General features: G+C 67.2%; 21 protein-coding genes. 3 read left to right on the top strand and 18 right to left on the bottom strand.

All coding sequences use genetic code 11. The features are described 5' to 3' along the window. Positions 1-88 precede the first annotated feature (88 nt). From ACYSM9_RS17600 to dinB, 17 genes are all read right to left on the bottom strand, one after another. Positions 89-838 (bottom strand): YggS family pyridoxal phosphate-dependent enzyme, encoded by a 750-nt coding sequence (locus ACYSM9_RS17600; protein WP_461858249.1) that lies wholly within the window; start codon positions 836-838, stop codon positions 89-91. Beyond that, complete coding sequence (locus tag ACYSM9_RS17595; RefSeq protein ID WP_461858248.1) at positions 831-1,520, bottom strand: polyphenol oxidase family protein; 690 nt, start codon at positions 1,518-1,520, stop codon at positions 831-833. The genes ACYSM9_RS17600 and ACYSM9_RS17595 overlap by 8 nt, the downstream gene beginning before the upstream one ends. A gap of 8 nt (positions 1,521-1,528) precedes the next feature. Further along, positions 1,529-2,764 (bottom strand): cell division protein FtsZ, encoded by a 1,236-nt coding sequence (ftsZ, locus tag ACYSM9_RS17590; RefSeq protein ID WP_461858247.1) that lies wholly within the window; start codon positions 2,762-2,764, stop codon positions 1,529-1,531. A gap of 184 nt (positions 2,765-2,948) precedes the next feature. Continuing rightward, complete coding sequence (locus ACYSM9_RS17585; RefSeq protein ID WP_461858246.1) at positions 2,949-3,869, bottom strand: cell division protein FtsQ/DivIB; 921 nt, start codon at positions 3,867-3,869, stop codon at positions 2,949-2,951. Beyond that, the gene (murC, locus tag ACYSM9_RS17580) at positions 3,862-5,235 is read right to left on the bottom strand and encodes a UDP-N-acetylmuramate--L-alanine ligase (protein WP_461858245.1); all 1,374 of its coding nucleotides are present in this window, start codon (positions 5,233-5,235) and stop codon (positions 3,862-3,864) included. The genes ACYSM9_RS17585 and murC overlap by 8 nt, the downstream gene beginning before the upstream one ends. Then, positions 5,232-6,332 carry an undecaprenyldiphospho-muramoylpentapeptide beta-N-acetylglucosaminyltransferase gene (gene murG, locus ACYSM9_RS17575; protein WP_461858244.1) on the bottom strand — a complete coding sequence of 367 codons (1,101 nt, stop codon included), beginning with the start codon at positions 6,330-6,332 and terminating at the stop codon, positions 5,232-5,234. The genes murC and murG overlap by 4 nt, the downstream gene beginning before the upstream one ends. Before the next feature lie 6 nt (positions 6,333-6,338). Next, positions 6,339-7,667, bottom strand: coding sequence for a putative lipid II flippase FtsW (gene ftsW / locus ACYSM9_RS17570; RefSeq protein ID WP_461858243.1), 1,329 nt, complete (start codon positions 7,665-7,667; stop codon positions 6,339-6,341). A gap of 2 nt (positions 7,668-7,669) precedes the next feature. Then, on the bottom strand, positions 7,670-9,247 hold the full coding sequence (gene murD / locus ACYSM9_RS17565; RefSeq protein WP_461858242.1) for a UDP-N-acetylmuramoyl-L-alanine--D-glutamate ligase: 1,578 nt from the start codon (positions 9,245-9,247) through the stop codon (positions 7,670-7,672). Continuing rightward, positions 9,229-10,338 (bottom strand): phospho-N-acetylmuramoyl-pentapeptide-transferase, encoded by a 1,110-nt coding sequence (gene mraY / locus ACYSM9_RS17560; RefSeq protein ID WP_461858241.1) that lies wholly within the window; start codon positions 10,336-10,338, stop codon positions 9,229-9,231. Before mraY ends, murD begins: the two co-directional genes overlap by 19 nt. Continuing rightward, on the bottom strand, positions 10,335-11,798 hold the full coding sequence (locus tag ACYSM9_RS17555; protein WP_461858240.1) for a UDP-N-acetylmuramoyl-tripeptide--D-alanyl-D-alanine ligase: 1,464 nt from the start codon (positions 11,796-11,798) through the stop codon (positions 10,335-10,337). Before ACYSM9_RS17555 ends, mraY begins: the two co-directional genes overlap by 4 nt. Before the next feature lie 6 nt (positions 11,799-11,804). Further along, positions 11,805-13,430, bottom strand: coding sequence for a UDP-N-acetylmuramoyl-L-alanyl-D-glutamate--2,6-diaminopimelate ligase (locus ACYSM9_RS17550; RefSeq protein ID WP_461858239.1), 1,626 nt, complete (start codon positions 13,428-13,430; stop codon positions 11,805-11,807). Positions 13,431-13,526: 96 nt separating this feature from the next. Then, the gene (locus ACYSM9_RS17545; protein ID WP_461858238.1) at positions 13,527-15,329 is read right to left on the bottom strand and encodes a peptidoglycan D,D-transpeptidase FtsI family protein; all 1,803 of its coding nucleotides are present in this window, start codon (positions 15,327-15,329) and stop codon (positions 13,527-13,529) included. Between the two features lie 48 nt (positions 15,330-15,377). Beyond that, a complete protein-coding gene (locus ACYSM9_RS17540) occupies positions 15,378-16,064 on the bottom strand; it encodes a hypothetical protein (protein ID WP_461858237.1) in 687 nt (228 codons plus the stop codon). Next, positions 16,061-17,053, bottom strand: a complete 993-nt coding sequence (gene rsmH, locus ACYSM9_RS17535; protein ID WP_461858236.1) for a 16S rRNA (cytosine(1402)-N(4))-methyltransferase RsmH — start codon at positions 17,051-17,053, stop codon at positions 16,061-16,063. Before rsmH ends, ACYSM9_RS17540 begins: the two co-directional genes overlap by 4 nt. Before the next feature lie 166 nt (positions 17,054-17,219). Continuing rightward, positions 17,220-17,648: a division/cell wall cluster transcriptional repressor MraZ gene (mraZ, locus tag ACYSM9_RS17530; protein ID WP_018763545.1), complete on the bottom strand. Its 429-nt coding sequence runs from the start codon at positions 17,646-17,648 to the stop codon at positions 17,220-17,222. 313 nt (positions 17,649-17,961) lie between these two features. Continuing rightward, positions 17,962-18,333 carry a DUF3040 domain-containing protein gene (locus tag ACYSM9_RS17525; RefSeq protein ID WP_461858235.1) on the bottom strand — a complete coding sequence of 124 codons (372 nt, stop codon included), beginning with the start codon at positions 18,331-18,333 and terminating at the stop codon, positions 17,962-17,964. Between the two features lie 274 nt (positions 18,334-18,607). After that, on the bottom strand, positions 18,608-19,843 hold the full coding sequence (gene dinB / locus ACYSM9_RS17520; protein WP_461858234.1) for a DNA polymerase IV: 1,236 nt from the start codon (positions 19,841-19,843) through the stop codon (positions 18,608-18,610). A 90-nt stretch (positions 19,844-19,933) separates the two neighbouring features. Between dinB and ACYSM9_RS17515 the strand changes: the two genes are divergently transcribed. Together ACYSM9_RS17515 and ACYSM9_RS17510 are read left to right on the top strand one after the other, a co-directional pair. Next, positions 19,934-20,458: a hypothetical protein gene (locus tag ACYSM9_RS17515; protein ID WP_461858233.1), complete on the top strand. Its 525-nt coding sequence runs from the start codon at positions 19,934-19,936 to the stop codon at positions 20,456-20,458. Next, positions 20,455-21,549, top strand: a complete 1,095-nt coding sequence (locus ACYSM9_RS17510) for a polyprenyl synthetase family protein (protein ID WP_461858232.1) — start codon at positions 20,455-20,457, stop codon at positions 21,547-21,549. The genes ACYSM9_RS17515 and ACYSM9_RS17510 overlap by 4 nt, the downstream gene beginning before the upstream one ends. Positions 21,550-21,554: 5 nt before the next feature. Here ACYSM9_RS17510 and ACYSM9_RS17505 read toward each other — a convergent pair whose 3' ends face one another. Next, on the bottom strand, positions 21,555-21,908 hold the full coding sequence (locus ACYSM9_RS17505; protein WP_461858231.1) for an Rv2175c family DNA-binding protein: 354 nt from the start codon (positions 21,906-21,908) through the stop codon (positions 21,555-21,557). 249 nt (positions 21,909-22,157) lie between these two features. Between ACYSM9_RS17505 and ACYSM9_RS17500 the strand changes: the two genes are divergently transcribed. After that, entirely contained in the window at positions 22,158-23,552 is a 1,395-nt protein-coding gene (locus ACYSM9_RS17500) for a lytic transglycosylase (protein ID WP_461858230.1), read from the top strand. Positions 23,553-23,573: the final 21 nt, after the last annotated feature.

The raw sequence follows: 23,573 nt of genomic DNA, 5'->3' as shown, positions 1-23,573 counted from the left end.
TCGACTCCTAATCGTGTCCCGTAAGCGGGCCGCCCAATGATTCGACAGCACTGGGGTCCCCCGCCCATCACTTCCAACAGGACCGACGCTACCCCACCGCGGGACGGGAACCGAGAATATCGGAACCGATTCGCAGGTGTGTCGCTCCGAACATGATGGCCTCTTCCAGGTCCTGGCTCATGCCGGCGGAGATGGCTGTGGCACCGGGGTGTCGGGCCCTCAGCCGCGCGGAGATGCCGGCCAGCTTCTCAAAGGCCGGCCCCGCCGGCAGGCCCAACGGGGCCACGGCCATGACGCCAGCAAGGTTCAGGCTGCCTTCGCCGGCGATCCTCTCCGCCAGTTCCGGGACGTCGGCCGGGGCCGCTCCGCCGCGGTGCGCGCCGCCGTCGTCCGCCAGGCAGACCTGGATGAAGCAGTCCAATGGTGGACGCCCGCTGGCGTCCATCTCGTTCCGGGCCGCCTTTGCAAGGGCGTCAACCAGCTGGTGCCGGTCCACCGAGTGCACGGCGGTAGCGTAACGGACCACTGACTTGGCCTTTTTTGTCTGCAGCTGGCCGACGAAGTGCCAGGTGAGCCGGCAGTCGGCGAGTTCCGCGGTCTTGGCGGATGCTTCCTGGTCCCGGTTTTCCCCCACGTCCGTGACACCAAGCGCGGCGAGCCGCCGGATGTCCGCGGCCGGGTGGAATTTGGTGACCACGATCAGGGTCGGCAACCTGTCGCTGCGCCCCGCGGCCGCGGCGGCGTCCGAGATGCGCTGCCGCACAGCGGCGAGGCGTACGGCCAGTTCGGCAGTCCGGGGGTCGTTGTGTTCTTCGGCGGAGGTGCTGGGGTCAGTCATGGCACCACACCAGCCCGGCGAAGCGTCCGGTATTCCGGTCGCGGCGGTACGAAAACAGGTTCTCCGTCTCCAGCGTGCAGGCACCGGAGTATTCCACCTGCACACCGGCAGCCTCGAGCTGGCTGCGGGCCCCCGCCGGCAGGTCCAGGGCTGGCGTTCCCCACGAGGTGTCGCTCCAGGTTGCGGGCACCCGGCCGGCGACCTCATCGCGGAGGGCTGCCGGAACTTCGTAACAGGCGCCGCAAATCGAGGGACCGAGCCAGGCGCGGATGCCGGAGGCGCCAAGGGACGCCATTCTTTCCACCGAGGCCGGAAGGACGCCGTTGGCAATGCCGGGGCGGCCGGCGTGGACGGCGGCGAGGACGGGACCGTTGGCAGAGATTCCCGCCAGCAGGACGGGAATGCAGTCGGCCACCATGACGGCCAGCGGCAGGCCGCGGGAGACCATGGCGTCTGCCTCCGGAAGCGGGGTGCCGGCATCCATCACGGCAACGTTTGCGCCGTGGACCTGGTTCATGAAGCGCAGCGACTGGGTCTCCACGCCAATGGACTGTTCCACGCGCCGCCGGCGCTCCCGGACCACCGCGGGGTCATCCCCCACGTGCAGGGCCAGGTTGCCGGCCTCCGCGTCAGTGAATGCGGCCGACACCCCGGGAAGGATGTCGGCGCGCCAATGGAACAAGCCGCTGCCTACTTCAGGAAGTCGGGGACATCCAGGTCGTCCGGGTGGGTGCCGGTCAGGTCCGGCTCCACAACGGACGGGAGGTCGACGTCGAAGCCGGAGTCCGCCGGCACAGCTGACGGCCGCTGCTGGCCCCAGTTGCTCAGCCCCGCGGCGCCGACACCGGCGTGGATCGGCTGGACGTTGGCCTGGTGGCTGGTGGACTGGGGCTGCGCGGATGCGGGGGCTGCAGCCGGGGCGGCCGGCCGCTGCGGCGCTGCCTGCGACTGCGACTGGTCCATGGAAGGTGAGGTGGCCTTGACGTCGTCGAAGCCAGCGGCGATCACCGTGACACGCGCTTCATCCCCGAGGGCATCGTCAATCACGGCACCGAAGATGATGTTGGCCTCGGGGTGGGCAACCTCCTGGACCAGGCGGGCGGCCTCGTTGATCTCGAACAGGCCCAGGTCCGAACCCCCCTGGATGGACAGCAGCACGCCGTGGGCGCCATCGATGGACGCTTCGAGCAGCGGCGAGGCGATGGCCAGTTCGGCCGCCTTGACGGCGCGGTCTTCACCGCGGGCGGAGCCGATGCCCATCAGGGCGGAGCCGGCGCCCTGCATGACCGACTTGACGTCGGCGAAGTCGAGGTTGATCAGGCCCGGAGTGGTGATGAGGTCGGTGATGCCCTGGACACCGGAGAGCAGCACCTGGTCCGCGGAGCGGAAGGCGTCAAGGACCGAGACGTTGCGGTCGCTGATGGACAGCAGGCGGTCGTTGGGGATCACGATCAGGGTGTCGACTTCGTCGCGGAGGGCGTCGATGCCGGCTTCCGCGGAGCCGGCGCGGCGGCGGCCCTCGAAGGTGAACGGGCGGGTGACGACGCCGATGGTCAGGGCGCCGAGGGAGCGTGCGATCCGGGCGACGACGGGCGCGCCGCCCGTGCCAGTGCCACCGCCTTCACCTGCGGTCACGAACACCATGTCGGCGCCGCGCAGGACTTCCTCGATCTCGTCCGCGTGGTCCTCGGCGGCCTGCTTGCCCACCTCCGGGTTGGCACCTGCTCCGAGGCCACGGGTCAGCTCGCGTCCGACGTCGAGCTTCACGTCGGCGTCGCTCATCAGCAGTGCCTGGGCGTCGGTATTGATCGCGATGAACTCAACACCCCGAAGCCCGACCTCGATCATGCGGTTGACTGCGTTCACGCCACCGCCGCCGATGCCGACGACTTTGATGACGGCCAAGTAATTCTGCGGAGCTGCCACGTTACGTGTCCCTTGTTCGTGTCTTATTGCGAAAACTGATGGAGAGCTTGAAGGCTACAACCTTAACCTTCGAGTTGAAGGTTATAGTTATGTCAAGTAACTCTTGTCTGTGACGGTATTTCCTCTGGTTCGGACATTCAATAACCGGGTCCGCGTGTCGGATTAATACCGGGAAAGAAAGTGCTCAGCGCGTCACAGGCTGGCGCGGCACGCTGACATCGTAGACCCGGACAGGGTTCTTGGGATCAACCGGAGCCTTGAGCAGCGCGGCCAAAACCTTGGCCTTGAGCTCCTTCTCCGAAGCGTTTCCCCAAACGATGGTCTGGCCATCCACGAGTTTGAGTTCGACGGCGTCCACGGACTGGGCGGAGGCATTGGAGAGTTTGGCCAGCACGTCGGCCGGCAGGGCAGCCAGGACTGCGGCGGTGGCCCTGAACAGGTCCTGGCCGATGGCGCCCGCGCCCCCATCAATGACCGGCAGGGAGGCCGATGCGGGGTCGTCCGTGGTGGCCAGCTGGATCCCGTCGACGTCCACCAACTGGTACTGCTCCCCCTGCTTGACCAGGGCCACCGGAATGCGTTCGTGCACGGCGACGGCAAGCGTCGACGGCGGGCGGGCCTCCACGGTAACGGACTTGACCTGGACCAGCGTGTCCAGGAGGCCACGGACTTCGTCGTCGCTGATCTGCGGCAGCGGCTTGCCCCGCAGTGGTTCCAGCGCAGCCTCGACCTGTCCCGGCGTGGTGAGTTTCGTGCCCGAAACGGAGATGGTCTGCAGTGCCAGCAGCGGCGAGCAGACGGCGGCCGCCAGCAGCCCGGCCACGAGGGCCAGCACCGTGCCCGCCACGAGCAGCGCCCTCTTCCGGCGGCGCTTGCCCTTCGGTTCCGGGAACGCCAGGACCGTGGCGCCCGCGGCCTTCTGCTCCTTTGCCGCCTTCGGCGCATCCTTCGCCGGCTTCGGTGCGGCCTCGTCCGGGACGCTGCGGGATGCGGTGATCACGTCACCAGTGGCGGCTGTGTCCTTTGTGGCGCCGGTCCCCGGTTCCGCTTCCGGGCGCCTGTTGCGGCCGGCCGGGGAATAGGTGGGGCGGCGGGTGCTAGCCACGCAGGGCCTCCACAATCCGGGGGCCGTACGCCGTGACGTCTCCGGCGCCGACGGTCAGGACGATGTCCCCGTCTGAGGCTACGGCGGTCACGGCCGCGACGGCGTCGCCGGGAGCCACCAGCCTGCCGGCCGCGCGCAGGTGGTCCGTGATAAGCCGGCTGCTGACCCCGGGGATGGGATCCTCCCTCGCCGGGTAGATGTCCAGGACCAGCGCGGTATCGGCAAGGTTCAAGGCGTCGGCGAACTCTTCCGCGAATTCCCGCGTCCGGGAAAACAGGTGCGGCTGGAACAGGACGTGGACCTTGTGCTCCCCCGCGACGGACCGCGCCGCGGCGAGGGCGGCCCGCACTTCCGTGGGGTGGTGGGCGTAGTCGTCGAAGACGCGCACCCCCCGTTCCCAGCCCTTCAGTTCAAAACGGCGCGATGCCCCCGAGAACCGTGCGAGCCCTGCCGCTGCCGCCGCCGGCTCCACGCCGAGCTCGAGGGCGACGGCAAAAGCCGCGGCCGCGTTGAGCGCGTTGTGCCTGCCGGGTACCTGCAGGGCAAGGCCGAATGTCCCGGCCGCCGTGGATACGGACACCTGGCCCGGACCGCCGTCAAGCAGCTTCACGTCGGCCTCCCCGCTTGTGCCGTAGAGGATGACGCGGGTGTTGCCACGGGCCTTGGTCCTGGCGGCAAGCGCCAGCGCGCCGGGGTCGTCGGCGCAGGCAACCAGCACTCCGTCGGCGGGCAGCAGGGCGGTGAAGCGGTCGAAGGACTCGTACACGGCCTCCGCCGTGCCGTAGAAGTCCAAGTGGTCGGGCTCGACGTTGGTGACGACGGCGATCCGGGGCCGGTAGTTGAGGAAGGAGCCGTCGGATTCGTCCGCTTCGGCGACGAAGATCCCGGAGTGCCCGGAGGCGGCGTTGACGCCGAGGGCAGGCACGTTGGCGCCGATCGCGAAGGTGGGATCGAGCCCGGCGCCCTGGAGCAGCACGGTGACCATCGACGTCGTCGTGGACTTGCCGTGCGTTCCCGCTACGGTCACCACGATGTCCCCGCCCATGGTCGCGGCGAGTGCCTGGGAACGGTGCAGCACCGGCAGGCCTGCCTGCCGTGCGGCCGCGAGCTCGGGGTTGTCCCCGCGGATCGCCGAACCGGCAACCACGGTCTGCGCGTCCCCCAGGTGTGCGGCGTCGTAGCCGACGGCGATGCGCGCACCAGCCGCGGCGAGGTCGGCCATGACGGGAAGGTCCTTCGCGTCGGAGCCGCTGACGGGCACGCCGCGGGCCACCATGATCCGGGCCACGGCAGACATGCCTACTCCCCCGATGCCGATGAAGTGCACCCGGCCAAGGGCATCCAGTCCTGCGCTGTTGGGGTTCATGCGGGTACCGCTTCCAGGATGAGGCCAGCCATGCGCTGGTCGGCGTTTCGGATGCCCAGCCGGTAGGAATTGGCTTCCATCCCGGCGAGCCGTGCTTTGTCAGTGATCAGCGGGACCAGTTCCCTGGCGACCCACCCGGCCGTGAAGTCCCGGTCGGCCACCAGCAGGGCACCTCCTGCGGCGACGAGCCCTGCGGCGTTCAGCGCCTGTTCCCCATTGCCGATCGGCAGGGGCACCAGGACGGCGGGAACGCCGACGGCGGCCACCTCGCACACCGTAGCGGCGCCGGACCGGGCCAGCAGCAGGTCAGCCGCCGCGTAGGCGAGTTCCATGCCATCGATGTACTCCACCTGGCGGTAGCCCTGGGCGGCCAGCGGCCGGCCCCCCTCGTCCAGGACGGTCTTGCCGCGGCCGGTGATATGCAGGGTCTGGATCCCCGCGGAGGAAAGTTGCCCGACAACATTGGCGATGGTCCGGTTGATGCTTTGCGCTCCGGAGGATCCGCCGGTGACGATCAGGGTGGGCTGGTGGGGGTCCAGACCCAGCGCTTCGCGGGCCGCGGCGCGGGCGGCCTTGCGGTCCAGGCTGGAAATCTCCGTCCGCATGGGCATCCCGACATGCACCGCCTTCGGCAGGGGTGTCCCCTCGAAGGCGACAGCCACCCGCGCGCCCAGGAGCGCACCCACTCGGTTGGCAAGGCCCGGCCGGGCATTGGCTTCATGGATCACGATGGGAATCCGCCGCTTCCGTGCCGCAAGGTACATCGGGGTGCAGACATAGCCGCCCACGCCCACCAGGACGTCGGCCGCGGCACTGTCGAGGATGGCGCCCGCCTGGCGGACGGCGCCGGACAGCCGGGCCGGAAGGCGCAGCAGGTCGGCGGACGGCTTCCGGGGAAAGGGCACGCGGTCGATCGTTGCCAGCTCGACGCCGGCGGCCGGGACCAGCCGGGTTTCCATCCCTGCCGGTGTTCCCACGGCAAGGATCGCTGCCTCCGGCGAGGCACTCCGAAGGGCGGCGGCAATGGCGAGCAGCGGGCTGATATGGCCTGCTGTTCCGCCGCCGGCCAGGACGATGGAGGGGTGGGTCGGAGTCATTTCGGGTTAGGCACGCTTCCTTGCAGTCTTTGGTTGGCGGGTGGTGTTCCGCCCTTTCCGGGACTTGAATGTGAGCATCCGCTTGGGCCGGATGGCGGGCGCCATCTGTTCGCGGGCCAGGGACAGGACCACGCCGATGGCACACAGGGACATCAGCAGCGCGGACCCTCCGTAGGAGATAAACGGCAGCGGGACGCCGATAACGGGCATCAGCCCGGTCACCACCGACATGTTCACGGTTGCCTGGCCGAGCAGCCAGACCATGATGGTACCGGCCAGGACCCGGTGGAACATGTCGGCCTGGGCCACGACCACGCGGTAGATGGCGGCGCCGAGGATGGCGAAGAGGATCAGGACGACGACGGTCCCCACCAGCCCGAGTTCCTCGCCGATGATGGCGAAGATGAAGTCGTTGTGCGCTTCCGGGATCCAGCTGTACTTTTGCCGGCTCTGCCCCAGGCCCACCCCCAGCCACCCGCCGGAGGCGAGCCCGTACATGCCGTTGGTGGCCTGGTAGTTCGCATCGATCCCGTCAGCGCACGACTGTCCTGTCCACCATGAGGTGATGCGGCACATGCGGTTCGAGCTGGTGACGGCCATGACGGCGGTGCCCGCGGCGGCGATGATGCCCGCGATGCCGAAAAGATAGAGCGGAACGCCCGCGAAGAAGAGGGCGGCCGCGACGATCATCATGATGATCATGGCGGTGCCGAGGTCGTTGCCCACCAGGACCAGGACGACGATGACGGCGGCCACGGGCACCGCCGGGACCAGCACGTGCTGCCAGCGGCTGATCAGGTGCCCCTTCCGGGCCAGGACGGTGGCCATCCAGAGCGCCAGGGCAAGCTTGGCTGCCTCCGACGGCTGAAAGGTGACGCCGCCCAGGTCGATCCAGTTGCGGTTGCCGTTGATCTCGTCGCCGATGACCTGCACCAGGCCCAGGAGCACCACGGCCGCACCGATGCCGGGCCAGGCCAGCCGCTTGAGCCACACGACGTTGACGCGCGAGAGCACGAACATGGTGAAGATGCCCAGCGCGGCGAAGACGCCCTGCTTCAGGGCGTCACCGTACGGCGACTTGCCGGCGGCGATCGATTCGACGCTTGAGGCCGACAGGACCATCATGATCCCGATGGCCGTCAGGGCGAGGGTGGCGCCGAGGATGAGGTAGTAGGTGGAGCCGTTTCGTGACGTGCCCGTACCTTCCAGGGCGGACCAGAACCTGCGGTAGATGGTCCGCAGCCTGTCTAAGGCGGAAGCTTGGCCCCGGGTGCCCGCCGCGGTGGAACCGGCGCGCGGCTTGCCGTTCTGCGGCCTGGTGGGCGTGCTGACCATTGTTACTCCTCGCCGGTCTGGGCCTGCCCTTCCACAAGCTCGCGGACAGCGTCGATGAAAGCACCACCACGGTGAGCATAGGAAGAGAACTGATCCATGGACGCAGCTGCCGGAGCCATCAGCACGGTATCGCCTGATTCGGCCAGCCGCGCTGCCGCCGCAACGGCCCTGGCCATCACCTCTTCACCGTGGCCGGGGGTTCCGGCCGGGGTGCCGCCAGGTGCCGCAGCAGTCTGCACCCCTTCAGTGTCACCCGCTCCCGGCTCGATCACCGGGACATCGGGCGCGTGTCGCTGGAGGGCCTCGCGGAGCGGCGATGTCTCTGTTCCGATCAGGACCACGGCCTTCAACCGGTGGGCGTGTTCGCGGACCAGGTCGTCGTACGTGACGCCCTTGGACAGTCCCCCGGCGATCCAGACCACGTGGTTGAACGCGGACAGGGAGGCCGAGGCGGCGTGTGGATTGGTGGCTTTGGAGTCGTTGATCCAGAGGACCCCGTTCATGCGGGCCACGGGCTGGATGCGGTGGTCGCCGGGGACGTAGTCCTGGATGCCCTGGCGCACCGCCTTGGGTTCCACCCCGTAGGCCCTGACCAGGGCCGCGGCAGCGAGGGCGTTGGCCATCATGTGCCGGGGCGCCAGTGGACCGAGGTCCGTCATGGCTGCCAGCTCAGCTGCGCTGTCCTTGCGTTCTTCGATGAAGGCGCGGTCCACCAGCAGCCCCTCCACGACGCCGAGCATGCTGATGGCGGGGGTGAGTGTGGTGAAAGCGACGGCGCGGCAGCCTTCCACGACGTCGGCGTTCTCCACCATGCGTTCGGTTTCGACCTGCTCGGCGTTGTAGATGCAGGCCTTCCGGGTCCGTTCGTAGACCTTCGCCTTGTCCGCCAGGTAGGAGTCGTAGGAGCCGTGCCAGTCGACGTGGTCTTCGGCGACGTTCAGGCAGACGCTGGCCACGGGCGAGACGGATTCCGCCCAGTGCAGCTGGAAGCTGGAGAGTTCGACGGCGAAGACGTCGTAGTCGACCGGCTCGCGGATGGCATCCAGGATGGGTTTTCCGACGTTGCCGACAGCAACGGCCTTCAGCCCGGCGGCGCGGAGCATTGATTCGGTCAGGCCGACGGTGGTGGTCTTGCCGTTGGTGCCCGTGATGGTCAGCCAGTCAGCCGTCTTCCGGCCCTCGCGCACCCGCACCCGCCAGGCGAGTTCCACGTCGCCCCATACCGGGATGTGGGCCCGTGCCGCCGCTGCGAGCAGCGCCTGGTCCGGCCGCCAGCCTGGCGAGGTGACGATCAGTTCGGGGAGTTCACCGTCGATCCGGGGCATGCGGGTCACTGCCTCCGGGCCCAACAGCACGTCGGCGGCACCGACGATTTTCAGGGTGTCGGCGTGGGCCCGGGCCGTGTCACTGGTGGCAGCGTCCACCACCACCACGCGGGCGCCAAGTTCGATCAGGGTGTCCGCCGCGGCGAAGCCGGACACTCCAATGCCGGTCACGGCCACGCGCAGGCCGGCCCAGTCCGAGTCCCAGGAGACGAGGTTTTGCAGGCGGGGGGAAACGGTCACAGCAGTACAACCCATTCAGCGTAGAAAATGCCCAGTCCGACGGCGACGAAGAGGCCGCCCAGGATCCAGAACCGAACCACGACGGTGACCTCGGCCCACCCTTTCAGTTCGAAGTGGTGCTGCAGCGGCGCCATCTTGAAAACGCGCTTGCCGCCGGTGGCCTTGAAGTAGCCCACCTGGATGATCACCGAGAGGGTGATCAGGACGAACAGTCCGCCCACGATGCCCAGCAGGAGTTCGGTCCGGGACAGGATGGCGAAGCCGGCGACGGCACCGCCGATGGCGAGCGATCCGGTGTCCCCCATGAATATCTTGGCCGGCGAGGTGTTCCACCAGAGGAAGCCCACCAGCGCGGCGCTGAGGATCGCGGCCAGGAGCGCCAGGTCCAGCGGGTCCCGGACCAGGTAGCAGCCGCTTCCGGCTTCCCGGGGGGACCCGCAGGCCTGGTTGCTCTGCCATATGCCCATCAGCGTATATGCGCCGAACACCATGACCGACGCTCCCGCGGCCAGCCCGTCCAGGCCGTCCGTCAGGTTCACGCCGTTGGTGGCGGCGGTGACGATGATGTTGGACCAGATCACGAACAGGATGGCGCCGAGGACGGTGCCTCCGAAAGCCAGGTCAAGCCATGGCAGGTCGCGGACCAGGGAGATCTTGGTGGATGCCGGGGTCAGGCCGTCCTCGTTGGGGAAGTTCAGCGCCAGCACCGCGAAGACGATGCCCACCAGGCCCTGCAGGATCAGCTTCGCCTTGGCATTGAGCCCGAGGCTGCGCTGCCGGGAAATCTTGATGAAGTCGTCCAGGAAGCCCACCAGGCCCATGCCCACCATGAGGAAGAGCAGGATGAGGGCGGAGGCGGACGGCCCGGGGGAATCCGGGTTCATCATCAGCATGATGAGGTGGGTAAGCCCGTAGCTCAGGAGCACCGCGGTCACCACGACCGTGCCGCCCATGGTGGGGGTGCCGCGCTTGGTGTGGTGCGAGGTCGGTCCGTCGTCCCGGATGAACTGGCCGTAGCCGCGGCGCACAAGGAGCCGGATAAACAGCGGGGTGCCCACCAGGGCGCACAGCAGCGCCAGGCCCGCACCGATCAAAAGTGCAATCACAGCTGAGTGCTCCTTTCATCGGCCGGCCGCGGGGTTGGGGGTAATGCTATCCGATCGCCTAAATGGCGAAGGCCCACGCTGTTGGAGGATTTGAACAGCACCAGGTCGCCGGGCTCCAGTTCGGCGTCCAGCACGTCGTAGGCCTCGTCGAGGGTTTCCGCGAAGAGGCACTCGTCTCCCCAGGAGCCTTCCTGGACTGCAGAGACGTACAGGGCACGGGCTTCACGCCCCACCACCAGCAGCCGGGAGATGTTGAGCCTGACCACCTGGGTGCCTACGGCCGTGTGTTCGCGGATCGAGTCCTCGCCAAGTTCCAGCATGGCTCCCAGGACCGCCCAGGTGCGGCGGCCACGGCCGAGGTCGGCCAGGGTGCGCAGGGCCGCGCGCATGGATTCGGGGTTGGCGTTGTAGGCGTCGTTGATGACCGTGACGCCGTCTTCGCGTTCGGTGCGTTCCATCCGCCAGCGGCTGGCGGCGGCCTGGTTGCTAAGGGACCCCGCAATCTGCTCGCCCGGTACCCCGGCGGCCCAGGCCGCGGCTGCGGCGGCAAGCAGGTTTCCGGTGTGGTGGGCACCGATGATGCGGCTGCTGACGTGCCGCGGGGCGGCGCCGTCGGGCAATTGAAGATCGAATTCGGGGCTCCCGCCGGCGTTGGTGTCGGCGTTCAGTGCCGCTACCTGCGCATCGGGCCGGCCTTCGGCAGAAAAGCCAAGGACCGTTGCCGTGGTGCGGCTGCGCATGGCGGCCACGCGTTCGTCGTCGAGGTTGATGATGGCGGTGCCCTCCGCCGTCAGGCCTTCGACCATCTCGCCCTTGGCCACGGCGATGTTGTCGACTCCGCCGAATTCCCCGGCGTGTGCCGTGCCCACGGCAAGGACGACACCGATGTCCGGCTTGACCATGTCGGCGAGGTAGCGGATGTGGCCCACGCCGGTGGCGCCCATCTCGATGACCAGGTAGCGGGTGTCGGTGCCTGCCCGGAAGACCGTCAGCGGCACGCCGACTTCGCCGTTGTAGGACCCTTGCGGCGCCACCGTGTTCCCCTGTGTGGCAAGGATTCCTGCCAGCAGGTCCTTGGTGGTGGTCTTTCCGGCTGAGCCGGTGATGCCCACGACGGTGAGCTGGCCGCCGGCTTCGGCGCGGGCGGCGCGGATGCGGCGGACGGCTTCGGCGGCGAGGGCGCCCATGGCGAGGACCGCGTCGGCCACCACAACGGACGGGTAGGTGGTGCCGTCTGCGGCAGCGGCCGGGCGTTCAACCAGGGCCAGGCTGGCCCCGGCGGCAAACGCCTGCCCGATGAAGTCGTGGCCGTCGGCGTGCTCGCCGGGCTTCGCGACGTAGAGCGAGCCCTGGGTGGCTTCGCGTGAATCCGTAACCACCGACAGGGGCGTGATTCCGGGATCGGCGTCCAGGCGCCCACTGGTGATTTCGGCAATTTCCGCCGCTGTAAATGCAATCATCTCGGTCTAGGACTCTATCCGGTCGTCATGGAGAACGTTGAATCCCCTGGCTGTCAAGGCATTGCGCAGTTCCACCCTGTCGTCCAGGGCGAGATTGACGCCTTTCACTTCCTGCCACACTTCATGGCCGCGGCCGGCAACGAGGATGGTGTCCTGCGGGCGTGCCAGTTCAACCGCACGGCGGATGGCCTCCCCGCGCGGGAAGACTTCAAGCAGTTCGCTGGCAAGGGACCCGGCCTTTACCGCTTCACGGGCCCCGGCCAGGACGTCCGCACGGATTGTTGCGGCGTCCTCGTCGTGGGGGTCGTCGTCGGTGATGATGACGGTGTCGGCCAGCCGGGCGGCGATGGCGCCCATGGCGGGGCGCTTGCCCTGGTCGCGCTGGCCGGTGGCGCCGAACACCACGATCAGCCGGGAGCCGGGTTCGGGTGACCGGACCGCTTCCAGTGCCCTGGCCAGGGCGTCGGTGTTGTGGGCGAAGTCGACCACGGCGGCCGGCTGTTCGGAGATCAGCTGCATGCGCCCGGGAACCGCCACCGTGAGGGGGTCGTGGGTGTCCAGCGCTTCCTGCAGGGACGGCAGGTCCACCCCCGCAGTGAGCACCATGACCACGGCGAGGGCTGCGTTGGCCACGTTGAAGCTGCCGGGCAGCCCGGTGTGGATGGTGAGCCGGGCGCCGTCCGGTCCGGCGAGTGTAAAGCCCGTGCCGAGCCCGCGGGACGCGGTGCTGGTGACCGTCCAGTCAGCGGGCGTTCCCGGGGTGGTGCTGACGGTGGTGACGGGCACCTCCGCCGAGCCGGCGAGGCGGCGGCCCCACTCGTCGTCGACCATCACCACAGCCTTGCGGGCGCGCCGGGCGGTAAACAGGTCCGCCTTGGTGGCGAAGTAGCCTTCCATGCTCTGGTGCAGGTCCAAGTGGTCCTGGGTGAGGTTGGTGAAGCCGGCGACGTCGAACACCAGTCCGTCGACGCGCTGGTAGGAGATGGCGTGCGAAGAGACCTCCATCGCCGCAGCGTCGAGGCCCTCTTCGCGCATGAGGGCCAGCAGGCCATGGACCTCGGTCGATTCGGGTGTGGTGAGGAGGCTGGGAATGGGTTCACCGCCGGCCAGGATCTCGATGGTGCCGATCAGGCCGCTGCGCTTCCCGAGCGCGCGCACCAGCGAGGTGATGAAGTAGGTGGTGGTGGTCTTGCCGTTCGTGCCGGTCACGCCGAACAGCGGCAGCTGGCTCCCGGCCTGGCTCCGGTAGATCATGGCAGACAACGGCCCCACAACGTTGCGCGGGTTGTCCACGACGAGCACGGGGACGCTGGTGTCGGTGGCCAACGCAAGCAGGCGTGCGCCGGCGTCGTCTGTCAGGATGGCTGCCGCCCCTGCCTTGATGGCGTCCGCAGCGAAATCCGCGCCGTGCCTGCTGGCGCCCGGCAGCGCCACATACAGGTCTCCCTGTTCCACGGTCCGGGAGTTGAGCGAGATTCCGGTGATCTCCCCGTCAGCAGCGGGTGCCGGTACCACCACGCCGAGTGCATCGCCCACGGCGGCCAGGCGGACTGCCTCAACGGCTGAGGGCCGGAAGCGGCCTGGACGGGCTTCCCGGGCGGCGTCGCCGCCGGGCGTGGTGAACTCTGACAAGGGGATCTCCGATGGTGCTAGTGATAGTGCCCGGCATGGATTTCCCGGGCACCGTGATGCGCTGGATGCTGCTGGTACTTCCGGCGTCGCGGGCGGTTACTTGGCGTACTGGGGCATCCGGGCCGGCTCGCCGGTGGAAGGCTGGATGTTGTAGGTGCGCAGCGTCTGGCTCATGACGGACCGGAACACCGGCCCGTTGGTGATGCCGTAGATGCTGCCCTTCGGCCGCTGGAGCACCACCTCCACAATAAACCGAGGATCATCCATGGGCGCCATCCCCACGATCGAGGCGGTGTACCCGCAGTAGCCCGACTTGCCGTCGTCGCACGGGGACTCGGACGTGCCGGTCTTGGCGCCCACCCGGTAGCCGTCGATCCCGGCGTCCTTGATCTCCCCCTCGGTGACCGCGCTTTCCAGGATGTCCTGGACCTGCTGGGCGGTTTCATTGGAGACAATCTCGCGGGCTGGCTGCGCCGGCACTTTCTCTTCGGTGCCGTCCGGGGAGATGTACGAGTCGATGAGCCGGGGCTGGAGCATCACGCCGTTGTTGGCGATGCTCTGGTAGGCACGCACGGTCTGGAGCGTGGACTGCGAAACGCCCTGCCCGAAGAGGACGGTGTACTGCTGGCGTCCATCCCACTGGTCGGCGGGGGTCAGGATGCCCGACGCCGTCGCCGGCAGCCCGATGTCGGGGGCCTCGCCGATGCCGAACTTCTTCAGCCAGTCGTAACGCTGTTCCTTGCTGAGCCGCTGGCCGGCCATTACGGTGCCGGTGTTCATGGAGTAGCCGATGATGCCGGCGAGTGTGCGCTCTTCGGTGCCGTGGGTGAAGGCGTCGCTGAAGGTTTGCCCGTCCACGGTGTAGGTGGGCGGAATGGTGAACCGGTCCAGGGGGCTGGCCAGGCCTTCATCGATGACCGCCGCGGCCGTCATCATCTTTTCCACCGAGCCTGGCTCGTAGGCGGCCGTCACGGAGCGCACGCCGCGGTCCTTCGCGGCCACCATGCCGGGGTTGTTGGGGTCGGGCGAGTTCGTATCGGCCAGCGCAAGGAGGTTGCCCGTCTTGGCGTCCATCACGATGATGACACCCCATTCGGCGCTGAGCTTGTCCGCCTGGCTCTGGATGGCCTGCTGGGCAAAGTACTGGAGGTCGGAGTTCAGGGTGAGCTTGACGTCCTTGCCGTTCTGCGGCGGCGTCAGTTCGTCGACACCGACGGGGATGCGCAGGCCGTCCGCCCCGATTTCGAACAAACGCTTGCCGTCCTTGCCCTTGAGCAGGTCGTCCTGGGTCTGTTCAATGCCGGCCTGTCCCGTGGTGCCGTCCTGCAGGAAGCCCACCACTCCCCCGGCGACCGCGCCGTTGGGATATACGCGCTTGCTGACGCCTTCGGCCACGATTCCGGGTACCTGGAGTTTCGAGATCCGGTCTTCGACGTCGGGCTTCACGTCCTTCGCGACGATGTAGTAGGGCGCCTGGCCGGTGACTGCATCACGCACGGCGTTGGTGTCCATGCCGAGGGCGGCGGCAAGTTCGGAGATCGCCTGGTCGCGACTGACGTCCACCAGCTTCTCGTGGCCATCCGCCTGCTCCAGCCGCTTGTAGGACTCGGTCTTGGTGTTGACGCGCTGGTCCACCACGATGTTGTAGCGGATGACGCTGTTCGCCAGGACAGTGCCACGGGAGTCAAGGATGCTGCCCCTCTCGGCAGGCAGCACCGCGGAGGTCATGCGGCTGTTCAGTGCGGCCTCGGCCATCCCCCCGACGTCGAGGCCTTGCACCAGGAAGAGCTTGCCGCCGACCACCAGCAGGAGCGTCAGCATGATGCCGAGCCCCAGGCGCAGCCTCTTGGTGGCGTTGGGCACGTTGCCTTTTCCTGCTTTGCCGGACTTTTGCGCCACCGTGTAATTCCTCGCTGCTTGACCTTGCTGCCTGACCTGCCTGTTGACCTACTGTCCGGGAACCTTCTGCTGCGGCGCCGGAACGGAGCCGCCGTGAAGCTCGGGCGCCGGGGCCGCCGGGGTGGGCTGCGCAGCGGGAGCCGTCGGCGCCGGCGTGGCTGCGGGAGCGGGTGTTGCCGCGGCGGAGGCTGCGGGGGCGGAGGCTGCAGCCTTGCCCTTGTCAGCTTCGGCTGCCTTCGAGGCAGGCGGAACAATCTGCTGGCCGGCCACCGCCGGGGCAGGGATGACAGCTCCCGCGGCTGCGCCCTTGACCGCGGGCGTCGCCTTTCCTGTGACGGACAGGGTGGACAGGTCGATCTGGCCCTTGACGGTGGATGCCACCATTCCAAGTTCCGTGGCCTTGGCGGCCAGGTTCTGCGGCGCCTCGTAGCCCTGCACCTGCTGGGTGAGATCCTGGTTCTGCTTGGTCAGGGTGCTTTGCTTGGCGCGCAGCTCCACGAGCTGGTACTGGGCCGTGGAGACCGAGATGTTCAGGACCAGCACCGCAAGCAGTGCCACGGCCAGCATGGCAAAGCAGAGCACCACGAAGGGCGCGCGGCGCTTGCGCGGTGCCGTGCGGACCACGGAGAGCGGGGTGCGGCCCTTCCGTCCGTCGCCAGGGGCGCCCGCCGGCCTGGCGTCGGCCGCCGAACTGCCGGAGACCACGGGAAAGTTCTTGACGGCGGCGGTGCTCATGCAGCTCTCCTGGCTCTGATTCGTTCGGCGGCGCGCAACCTTGCGGAGGCAGCGCGGGGGTTTTCAGCGATTTCGACGGCGGTAGGAACCTCGGTGCCCTTGGTCAGGGTCTTCAGCTCGGGCTTGTGCTCTTCCAGCTCCACCGGGAAGCCAAGGGGGGCCGACGACTTGGAGCGGGCCTGGAAGACGCTTTTGACGATCTTGTCTTCCAGCGAGTGGTAGGACATGACCACAATGCGGCCGCCCAGGGCCAGCGAATCGACGGCGGCGGGCACCGCACGTTCCAGGACGTCGAGTTCTTCGTTGACCTCGATCCGCAGGGCCTGGAAAGTGCGCTTGGCAGGGTGTCCGCCCGATTTGGCGGCCGCGGCCGGAACGACGGAACGGATTTGCTCGACCAGTTCTCCGGTGGTGGTGAACGGCTTGGCTGCGCGCGCCGTGACGATCCGGTTGGCGATCCGGCCGGCAAACTTCTCTTCGCCCCACTTCCGGATGATCCTGACCAGGTCTTCCTCGCTGTAGGTATTCACGACGTCGGCAGCGGTTTGGCCGCGGCTGGTGTCCATGCGCATGTCCAGGGGTGCGTCAAAGGAGTAGGCGAAACCGCGTTCACGCTCGTCCAGCTGCAGGGAGGAGACGCCGAGGTCCATCAGGATGCCGTGGACCTCGGTGACGCCGAGGTCGGCCAGGACGTCCTGGATTTCGTCATACACAGCGTGGACGAGGTCGGTGCGGGCGGCGAAGGGCGCCAGCCGCTCCCCGGCCAGGGCCAGGGCTTCCTCATCACGGTCAATGCCGATCAGGTGGAGGTCGGGAAAGCGCTGCAGCATGGCCTCGGAGTGGCCGCCCATGCCCAGCGTGGTGTCCACCGCCACAGGCGTTTCGCCGCGCAGCCTCGCGGCCTCGAATCCTGGCGCCAACAAATTGATGCACCGGTCCCGCAGGACCGGCACATGGCGTTCGGACGTGGGCTTGGGTTGATCGTTCATGCCGCATCCTTTCCGCCGTCGTTGTCACCTGCTGCTCCTGGAGCCGGATCCCCATCCGCGCCTACCGTTCCGCCCGCCTGGCTCCGGGGAAGGTGAGCCAGGTTGGCAGCCGATGGGCCGGCTGGAGATCCCACCCCAGAAGCCATCTGCTGCCCCGTTCCGGTATTCAGAGAATGCCCGGAATGGGATCGTCAGTTTCGGAGAAGGCGGTTTCCTTCTCCGCGAGGTACTCATTCCAAGCCTGGGCGTCCCAGATCTCCGCACGGGTACCGGCGCCGATGACGGCAAGTTCCCTGCCGAGTCCTGCATACTCCCGGAGCGCCGGTGGAATGGTCACGCGCCCCTGCTTGTCAGGTACCTCGTCAGAGGCTCCAGAGAGAAAGACACGGATGTAGTCACGTGCCTGCTTCGAGGAGATTGGCGCCTCCCGCATTTGCTCGTGGACCCGTGCAAATTCCTTCTCACTGAAGACGTAGATGCAACGTTCCTGGCCCCTTGTGAGCACCAGTCCGCTGGCAAGTTCCTCGCGGAACTTCGCGGGGAGAATGATCCGTCCCTTTTCATCCAGACGTGGCGAGTGTGTGCCCAGAAACACTGGCCCACCGCCTGTCCGCCGTCAGGAACTGCACATCCCCTGTGTTGCAACCACCCTCTTATGTCCTCCACATTACTCCACTTTCCCCCACAGTCAACGCAAAACCGCTGTTGGGAGGGCTGTTTTATGGGAATGCAGCCGCCAAAACACGCGGATTCACGGCGGTGGTGGGAAGTGGAGGAAATTCGGTGCCTCCACGCGGGGGAAATCTCCGTTAAATGCGAAAAGACCCGCTTTCAGCGGGTCTTTTCGCATTTCCCCGATGCCTGGGGAGCGAAATGGAGGAGCGCCGGGGCGCGCCGCCAGATGGAATTCAGGGCTCTCCCCGGCGCCTTTCGTCCCAGCGCTCTTCAAGGCCGCTCATGAATGAGCTCCTTTGTTTACCCGATTTCGGTGCGCGTCCCTTGGATCCGCGCCTGCCACCGGAACTGCGCATGGTGGCAAAATAGACGCCGCCACCCATCACTACAAAGCCCAGCACCCCGACAAAGATGTTCTGGAGGGTTACGCCGATGAGCAGCAGGAAAATTCCGGCAAGCGCGCAGAGCACCCCAATAACCACATGCCTGGTGGACCATGAACGCCCGGGGTCCGAACCCATTGAGTTCGCGAACTTCGGGTCGTCCTCGTGAAGCTGCTTTTCAAGCTGCTCCAGCAGCTTCTGTTCGTGCTCCGACAGCGGCATCACGACCTCCTTTTGTAGGCCAACGTCCGGGCTGATCCCAGCCACTACTTCTACTCCGTAGAACGTCTGCAATTGCTGGAAAGTTCCCGCTGCGCCGGCTTTGGCGGCAACGGGAACCTTGCATGCAGGCGCTGGAGCGGGAGCATGTCCAAGAGGGTCCGGCAGTAAGTCCATTCACTCGAAACTATGTACCTCTAAGGATAGATTGTTGAGGGCCGATCTGAAAGACGGCAATGACTTCGCAGCGGCCTCTCCACAGGCAGGAAGCAGGGCTTTAGGCCCCCGGTTCCGTCCCTGCCTCCGGGTCCATCAGCCGGGCCGGAAGGATGGACTTGCTGCCGAACCTCCGGGTCACTTCATCCAGCGCCTGTTCCGCCGCCCGCCAGTTCTCGTCACGGCGGTCGAAGCTCAGTTGCCGCGAGGTCCGCGAGGCGTCTTCGAGTTGCTCGGCCCTGACTCCCACGAGCCGGACCGCCATCGCCCGGGGCCCGAGCGAGGCCAGCAACTGCTGGGCCACCGAGTAGATCGAATGGGCGCTGTCCACCGGCGTCTGCACAGTCCGGCTGCGGGTGACAGTGGAGAAGTCGGCGTAGCGCAGCTTCAGTGCAACAGTCCTGGCCACCATGCCCGAAGTCCGCAGCCTGGCAGCGGTGCGGTGGGAGAGGCGCAGGAGCTCCCGGTGCAGGAGGGCGTCGTCGTCGGTGTCCACCGTGAAGGTCTCCTCCGCTCCGATGCTCTTTTCGAGCCGCAGGGGCGTGACAGGACGGGGATCGATGCCCCAGGAGAGCCGGTGGACGTGTTCACCGGTAGCCCCCAGGACCTTCTTCAGCGAGGAGACCGGCGTCGCCGCGACGTCGGCGACTGTCCTGATGCCCATCTTCGCCAGGACCTCCCCCGTCTTCGCCCCGACGCCCCAGAGAGCGCCGACAGGGAGGCTGTGCAGGTACGGGACGGTATCATCCGGCCCGATCAGCAGGAGCCCGTCGGGTTTGCACCGGGTAGAGGCGATCTTGGCCACGAACTTGGTTTCGGCTATCCCCACCGACGCTGTGATGCCGAGCTCGGCTGTCACGCGGCGCCGGACCAGCTCCCCTATTCCCCGGGGCGGACCGAGCCGGCGCAGTGCCCCCGTGACATCAAGGAAGGCCTCATCAACGCTGAGCGGCTCGACGAGCCCGGTAATGGACTCGAAGATCGCCATCAATTCCGCCGACACCTCGTAGTAGAGCTTGTGCCGCGGCTCGATAATGACAGCCTGCGGGCACATACGCATGGCCACCGCCATCGGCATGGCGGACTTGACCCCGAATGCCCGGGCCTCGTAGGACCCGGAGAGGACAACCGATCGTTCGCCGGGGAATCCGACGATCACGGGCTTCCCGCGGAGTTCGGGACGGGTGCGCAGCTCGACGGAGACGAAGAAGGCGTCCATGTCCACGTGCATGATGCACGTCCGGCGGCGCCCGGGAACGCGCGCCGCCACTGGCTGATTACTTGCTGCGGGCCCCACGGCTGCAATCCTATCCGTTGGTACTGACTCATCTGGAGGCTGGCTAAACTGGAGGCTGGTCCCGGCAACAACACCAGGAGGAAAGTCTCTGTGACGGCCATTGGAAACTTCAAGCCAGCCGGCGTGGCGGCCCTTGCCGCCATCGCGGCATTAGCCCTCGCAGCCTGCGGCCAAAGCCCGTCCGGACAAACAGAGCCTTCCTCTTCCACTGCCGGTTCCAGCACGGAGGCCACGCTGACCGCCCCGCCGAGCCCTTCCGCGTCCCCCAACACGTCGGCGACCGTGGGCGCCGTGGTGGAGGGTTTTCCGCAGCAGCTCCTGCCCTTGATGGGCGGCGCCACGGTGGTGTCCAGCAGTTTCGACAAGGCCTCCGCGCCGGCCACGGCCGCACTGGTCGGAAAAGTCCAGGCACCGACAGCTGCTGTTGTCGATTTCTACACGAAGGCACTGGAAGCGCAGGGGTTCAAAGCCGTACCGGGCGACGCAGTGGGCGGCGTCGCCTCCAAGGATTTCGTCCGGGGCGACAACGAAACCGTCAATCTCTCCGTGGTTGAGGCCGCCGGGGTTTCCACTTTCACCATCGGTGCAAACGTTGCAGCTGAGTCGGCCAAGTGACGGCCGCCGAGCAGCTGAGGAATGAGCAGGCGGACTTCGTGGCCGGGGTGGCCGGCGAACTGACCGGGTTCCTCACGTCACGCCAGGCGGTGATGTCCGGAATCTCTGCGGACATCGAACCGATCATGGGGTCCATTTCCAACCTTGTCACCGGCGGCAAGCGCCTTCGCGCCCTGATGTGCTACTGGGGCTGGCGCGGCGCCGGCGGCGACGCCGGCGCCAGCCAGATCGTCACGGCCGGGGCGGCGCTGGAGCTGTTCCAGGCTGCGGCACTGATCCACGACGACATCATCGACCGGTCCGATACCCGGCGCGGAGGCCCAAGCGTGCACCGGCGCTTCAGCCAGCTCCACACCGCCCAGGGATGGGCCTTGGACAGCGAGCGGTTCGGCCAGGCGGCAGCTATCCTTGCCGGCGACCTGTGCCTTTCATTCAGCGAGGAGGCGTTCACCGACATCGGTGAACGGGCTGCATCGGGAAGCCGGGCACGGCTCATCTTCAACCTGATGCGGGCAGAAGTCATGGCCGGACAGTACCTGGACATCCTTGAGGAGGTCGCCGGGCCGGTCCGCGACCGGGCCGGCGCTGTCAGCAGGGCACAGTCCATCATCCGGTTCAAGAGCGCCAAGTACTCCACGGAACACCCGCTCGCGCTCGGCGGCGCCCTCGCCGGCGCCTCCAACGACCTGCTCCGCGGTTACTCGGCCTTTGCCCTTCCGCTGGGCGAGGCCTTCCAGCTTCGCGACGACGTGCTGGGCGTCTTCGGGGATCCGCTTACCACCGGCAAGCCGGCCGGCGACGACCTCCGCGAGGGGAAGCGGACAGTCCTGGTGGCCCTTGCGCTGGACCAGGCCTCCCCCGCGGAATCGGCTTTTATCGACGCCAGCCTTGGCAGCCCGGACCTTTCGGGGGCGGACATCCTCGAGATCCGCCGGATCATCGAAGAGTCAGGGGCGTTGCAGGCCACCGAAGGCCTCATCGACGAATTCGGCGCCGCCGCATTTGCCGCCCTGGAGGAACTCGAGTTGGACGAACTGCCCAAGACGGCCCTGCGGAGGCTGGCTGAGGCGACCGTCAGCCGGGCTTCCTAGGGGATTTACCAGGCCAGCGTCTGGGCCCGCCGCCGGATCTCCGTCTTGCGTCCTTCACGCAGGGCGTCAATGGGGCGTCCGCGCAGTGATTCGTCGGCGGTGAACAGCCATACGATCAGGTCTTCGTCGGAGTAGCCGGCGTCGGCCAGCACCACAATGGTGCCTTTCAAGCTGTCGACCACCTGGCCGTCCTGGATGAACTCGGCGGGAACTGAACGGATCTTCCGTTCCCCCACCCGCAATGCCGCCAATGCGTGCTCATCAATCAGGCTGTGCACTTTGGTGACAGAAACATCCAATAAACGGGCGACGTCGGGCAGTGGCAACCACTCGCCGACCAGGTTTTCTACATTACTCACGGATCAAGGTTGCCACGCTGGCCGCCGCGGCGCCTAGTCGGGGAATTCCCAACCCCTCACCCACCTGCGGACACTCCCAAAAAGAAGGCTTTGCCGGGAAAGTGCAAATTCTTGTGCTATTCGGGATTTCATGAGAGATTCACTTCCATCACAGTAGTAACAGAAATAACTTAAGTCACAGTAGTATCAAGATTATTCGCGGATCCCCGTCCGCGTCCCGCGCCCGCAGTTGAGAAGAGGATTCCTTCCATGACGATGTCCCGCTCGCCCAAGCAGCCCCCCAAACCGAGTCTGCCGGTGATTGCCGCCACCACTGCGGCGCTGCCAGCGGTCGTCTTGTCATCCCTGGCCCTCGCCCAGCCGGCCGCAGCACAGCAGCCGACCCGGGCCATCCCCAGCAGCCTGGCGGCAGCGATGAAGGCCCAGGCCGCCGCGAAGGCAGCGGGCACGGTCATCCCGGCGTCGTCTGTCTCCACCACGATTCCAGCCGCGTTCCAGCCCGCACAGCCGGCAGCGCCGGCCGAATACACCATCGCCCGCGGCGACACGGTCAGCGCTATCGCCGGCCGTTTCGGTTTGCAGACCGCGGACGTACTGAAGCTGAACAACCTTCAGCCGAACACCATCATTTACCCGGGCCAGAAGATTAAGCTTTCAGGCTCGGCAGAGCCTGCGGCTCCGGCGCCCGCGGCCGCCCCGGCAGCTCCATCGGCAGCCAGCGGCGCAACCTACACGGTCAAGCCGGGCGACACCCTGGGCGCCATCGCAGCCAGGCACAACGTGGGCCTTTCGGACGTCTTCGCGTGGAACAACCTCTCCATGCGTTCCATCATCTACCCGGGCCAGAAGATCAAGGTCACAGCCGGTGACCCCGCTCCCGCCCCGGCTCCCGCTGCACCTGCCGCCGCTCCGGTCCTGGCCACCACGTCCGCTCCTACGGCGCCGGCCCAGGAATCCGGCTCCTACACCATAAAAGCCGGCGATACGCTCTCTGCCATCGCCTCCCGCCACGGGGTCAAGCTCTCGGAGCTCATCTCGGCGAACAAGCTCAGCATGACCTCTGTCATCTACCCCGGCAGCAAGCTGGTGATTCCCGGCGCGGCAGGACAGGCCGCCCCGCAGCCCGCAACTGCCGCCCCGCAGCCGGCGGCCGCTCCCCTGGTGCCCAGCTCCTTCCTCGGATTCAGCTACCCGGCCGCCGTAGTGAGCTCCGCCAACGAGAACAAGGCCCTCTTGAACGCGTCACCCGTTCCGTCCCGGGAGGAGATGAAGAACATCGTGGCAGACACGGCGCGCAGAATGGGCGTGGATCCCTCGCTCGCCCTCGCCTTCGCGTTCCAGGAATCCGGTTTCAACCAGCGTGCGGTGTCGCCGGCGAACGCGATCGGAACCATGCAGATCATTCCAAGCTCGGGCCAGTGGGCGTCCGACCTGGTGGGCCGGAAGCTGAACCTGCTGGACCCGTACGACAACGCAACTGCCGGCGTGGCGATCATCCGCCAGCTGCTGGCCACCAGCAAGGACCAGGACACCGCCATTGCCGGTTACTACCAAGGCCAGTACTCGGTGAGCAAGCACGGAATGTACGACGACACCAAGGCGTACCTGGCAGCCATCAAGGCACACCAGAAGAACTTCAGCTAAGGCCCGGCCATCGCCGTCGCG

The sequence above is a fragment of the Arthrobacter sp. C152 genome (genome assembly GCF_054890965.1).
Note: the sequence above shows the minus strand (reverse complement) of the source record. Positions and strands in the feature narration are given on the sequence as shown.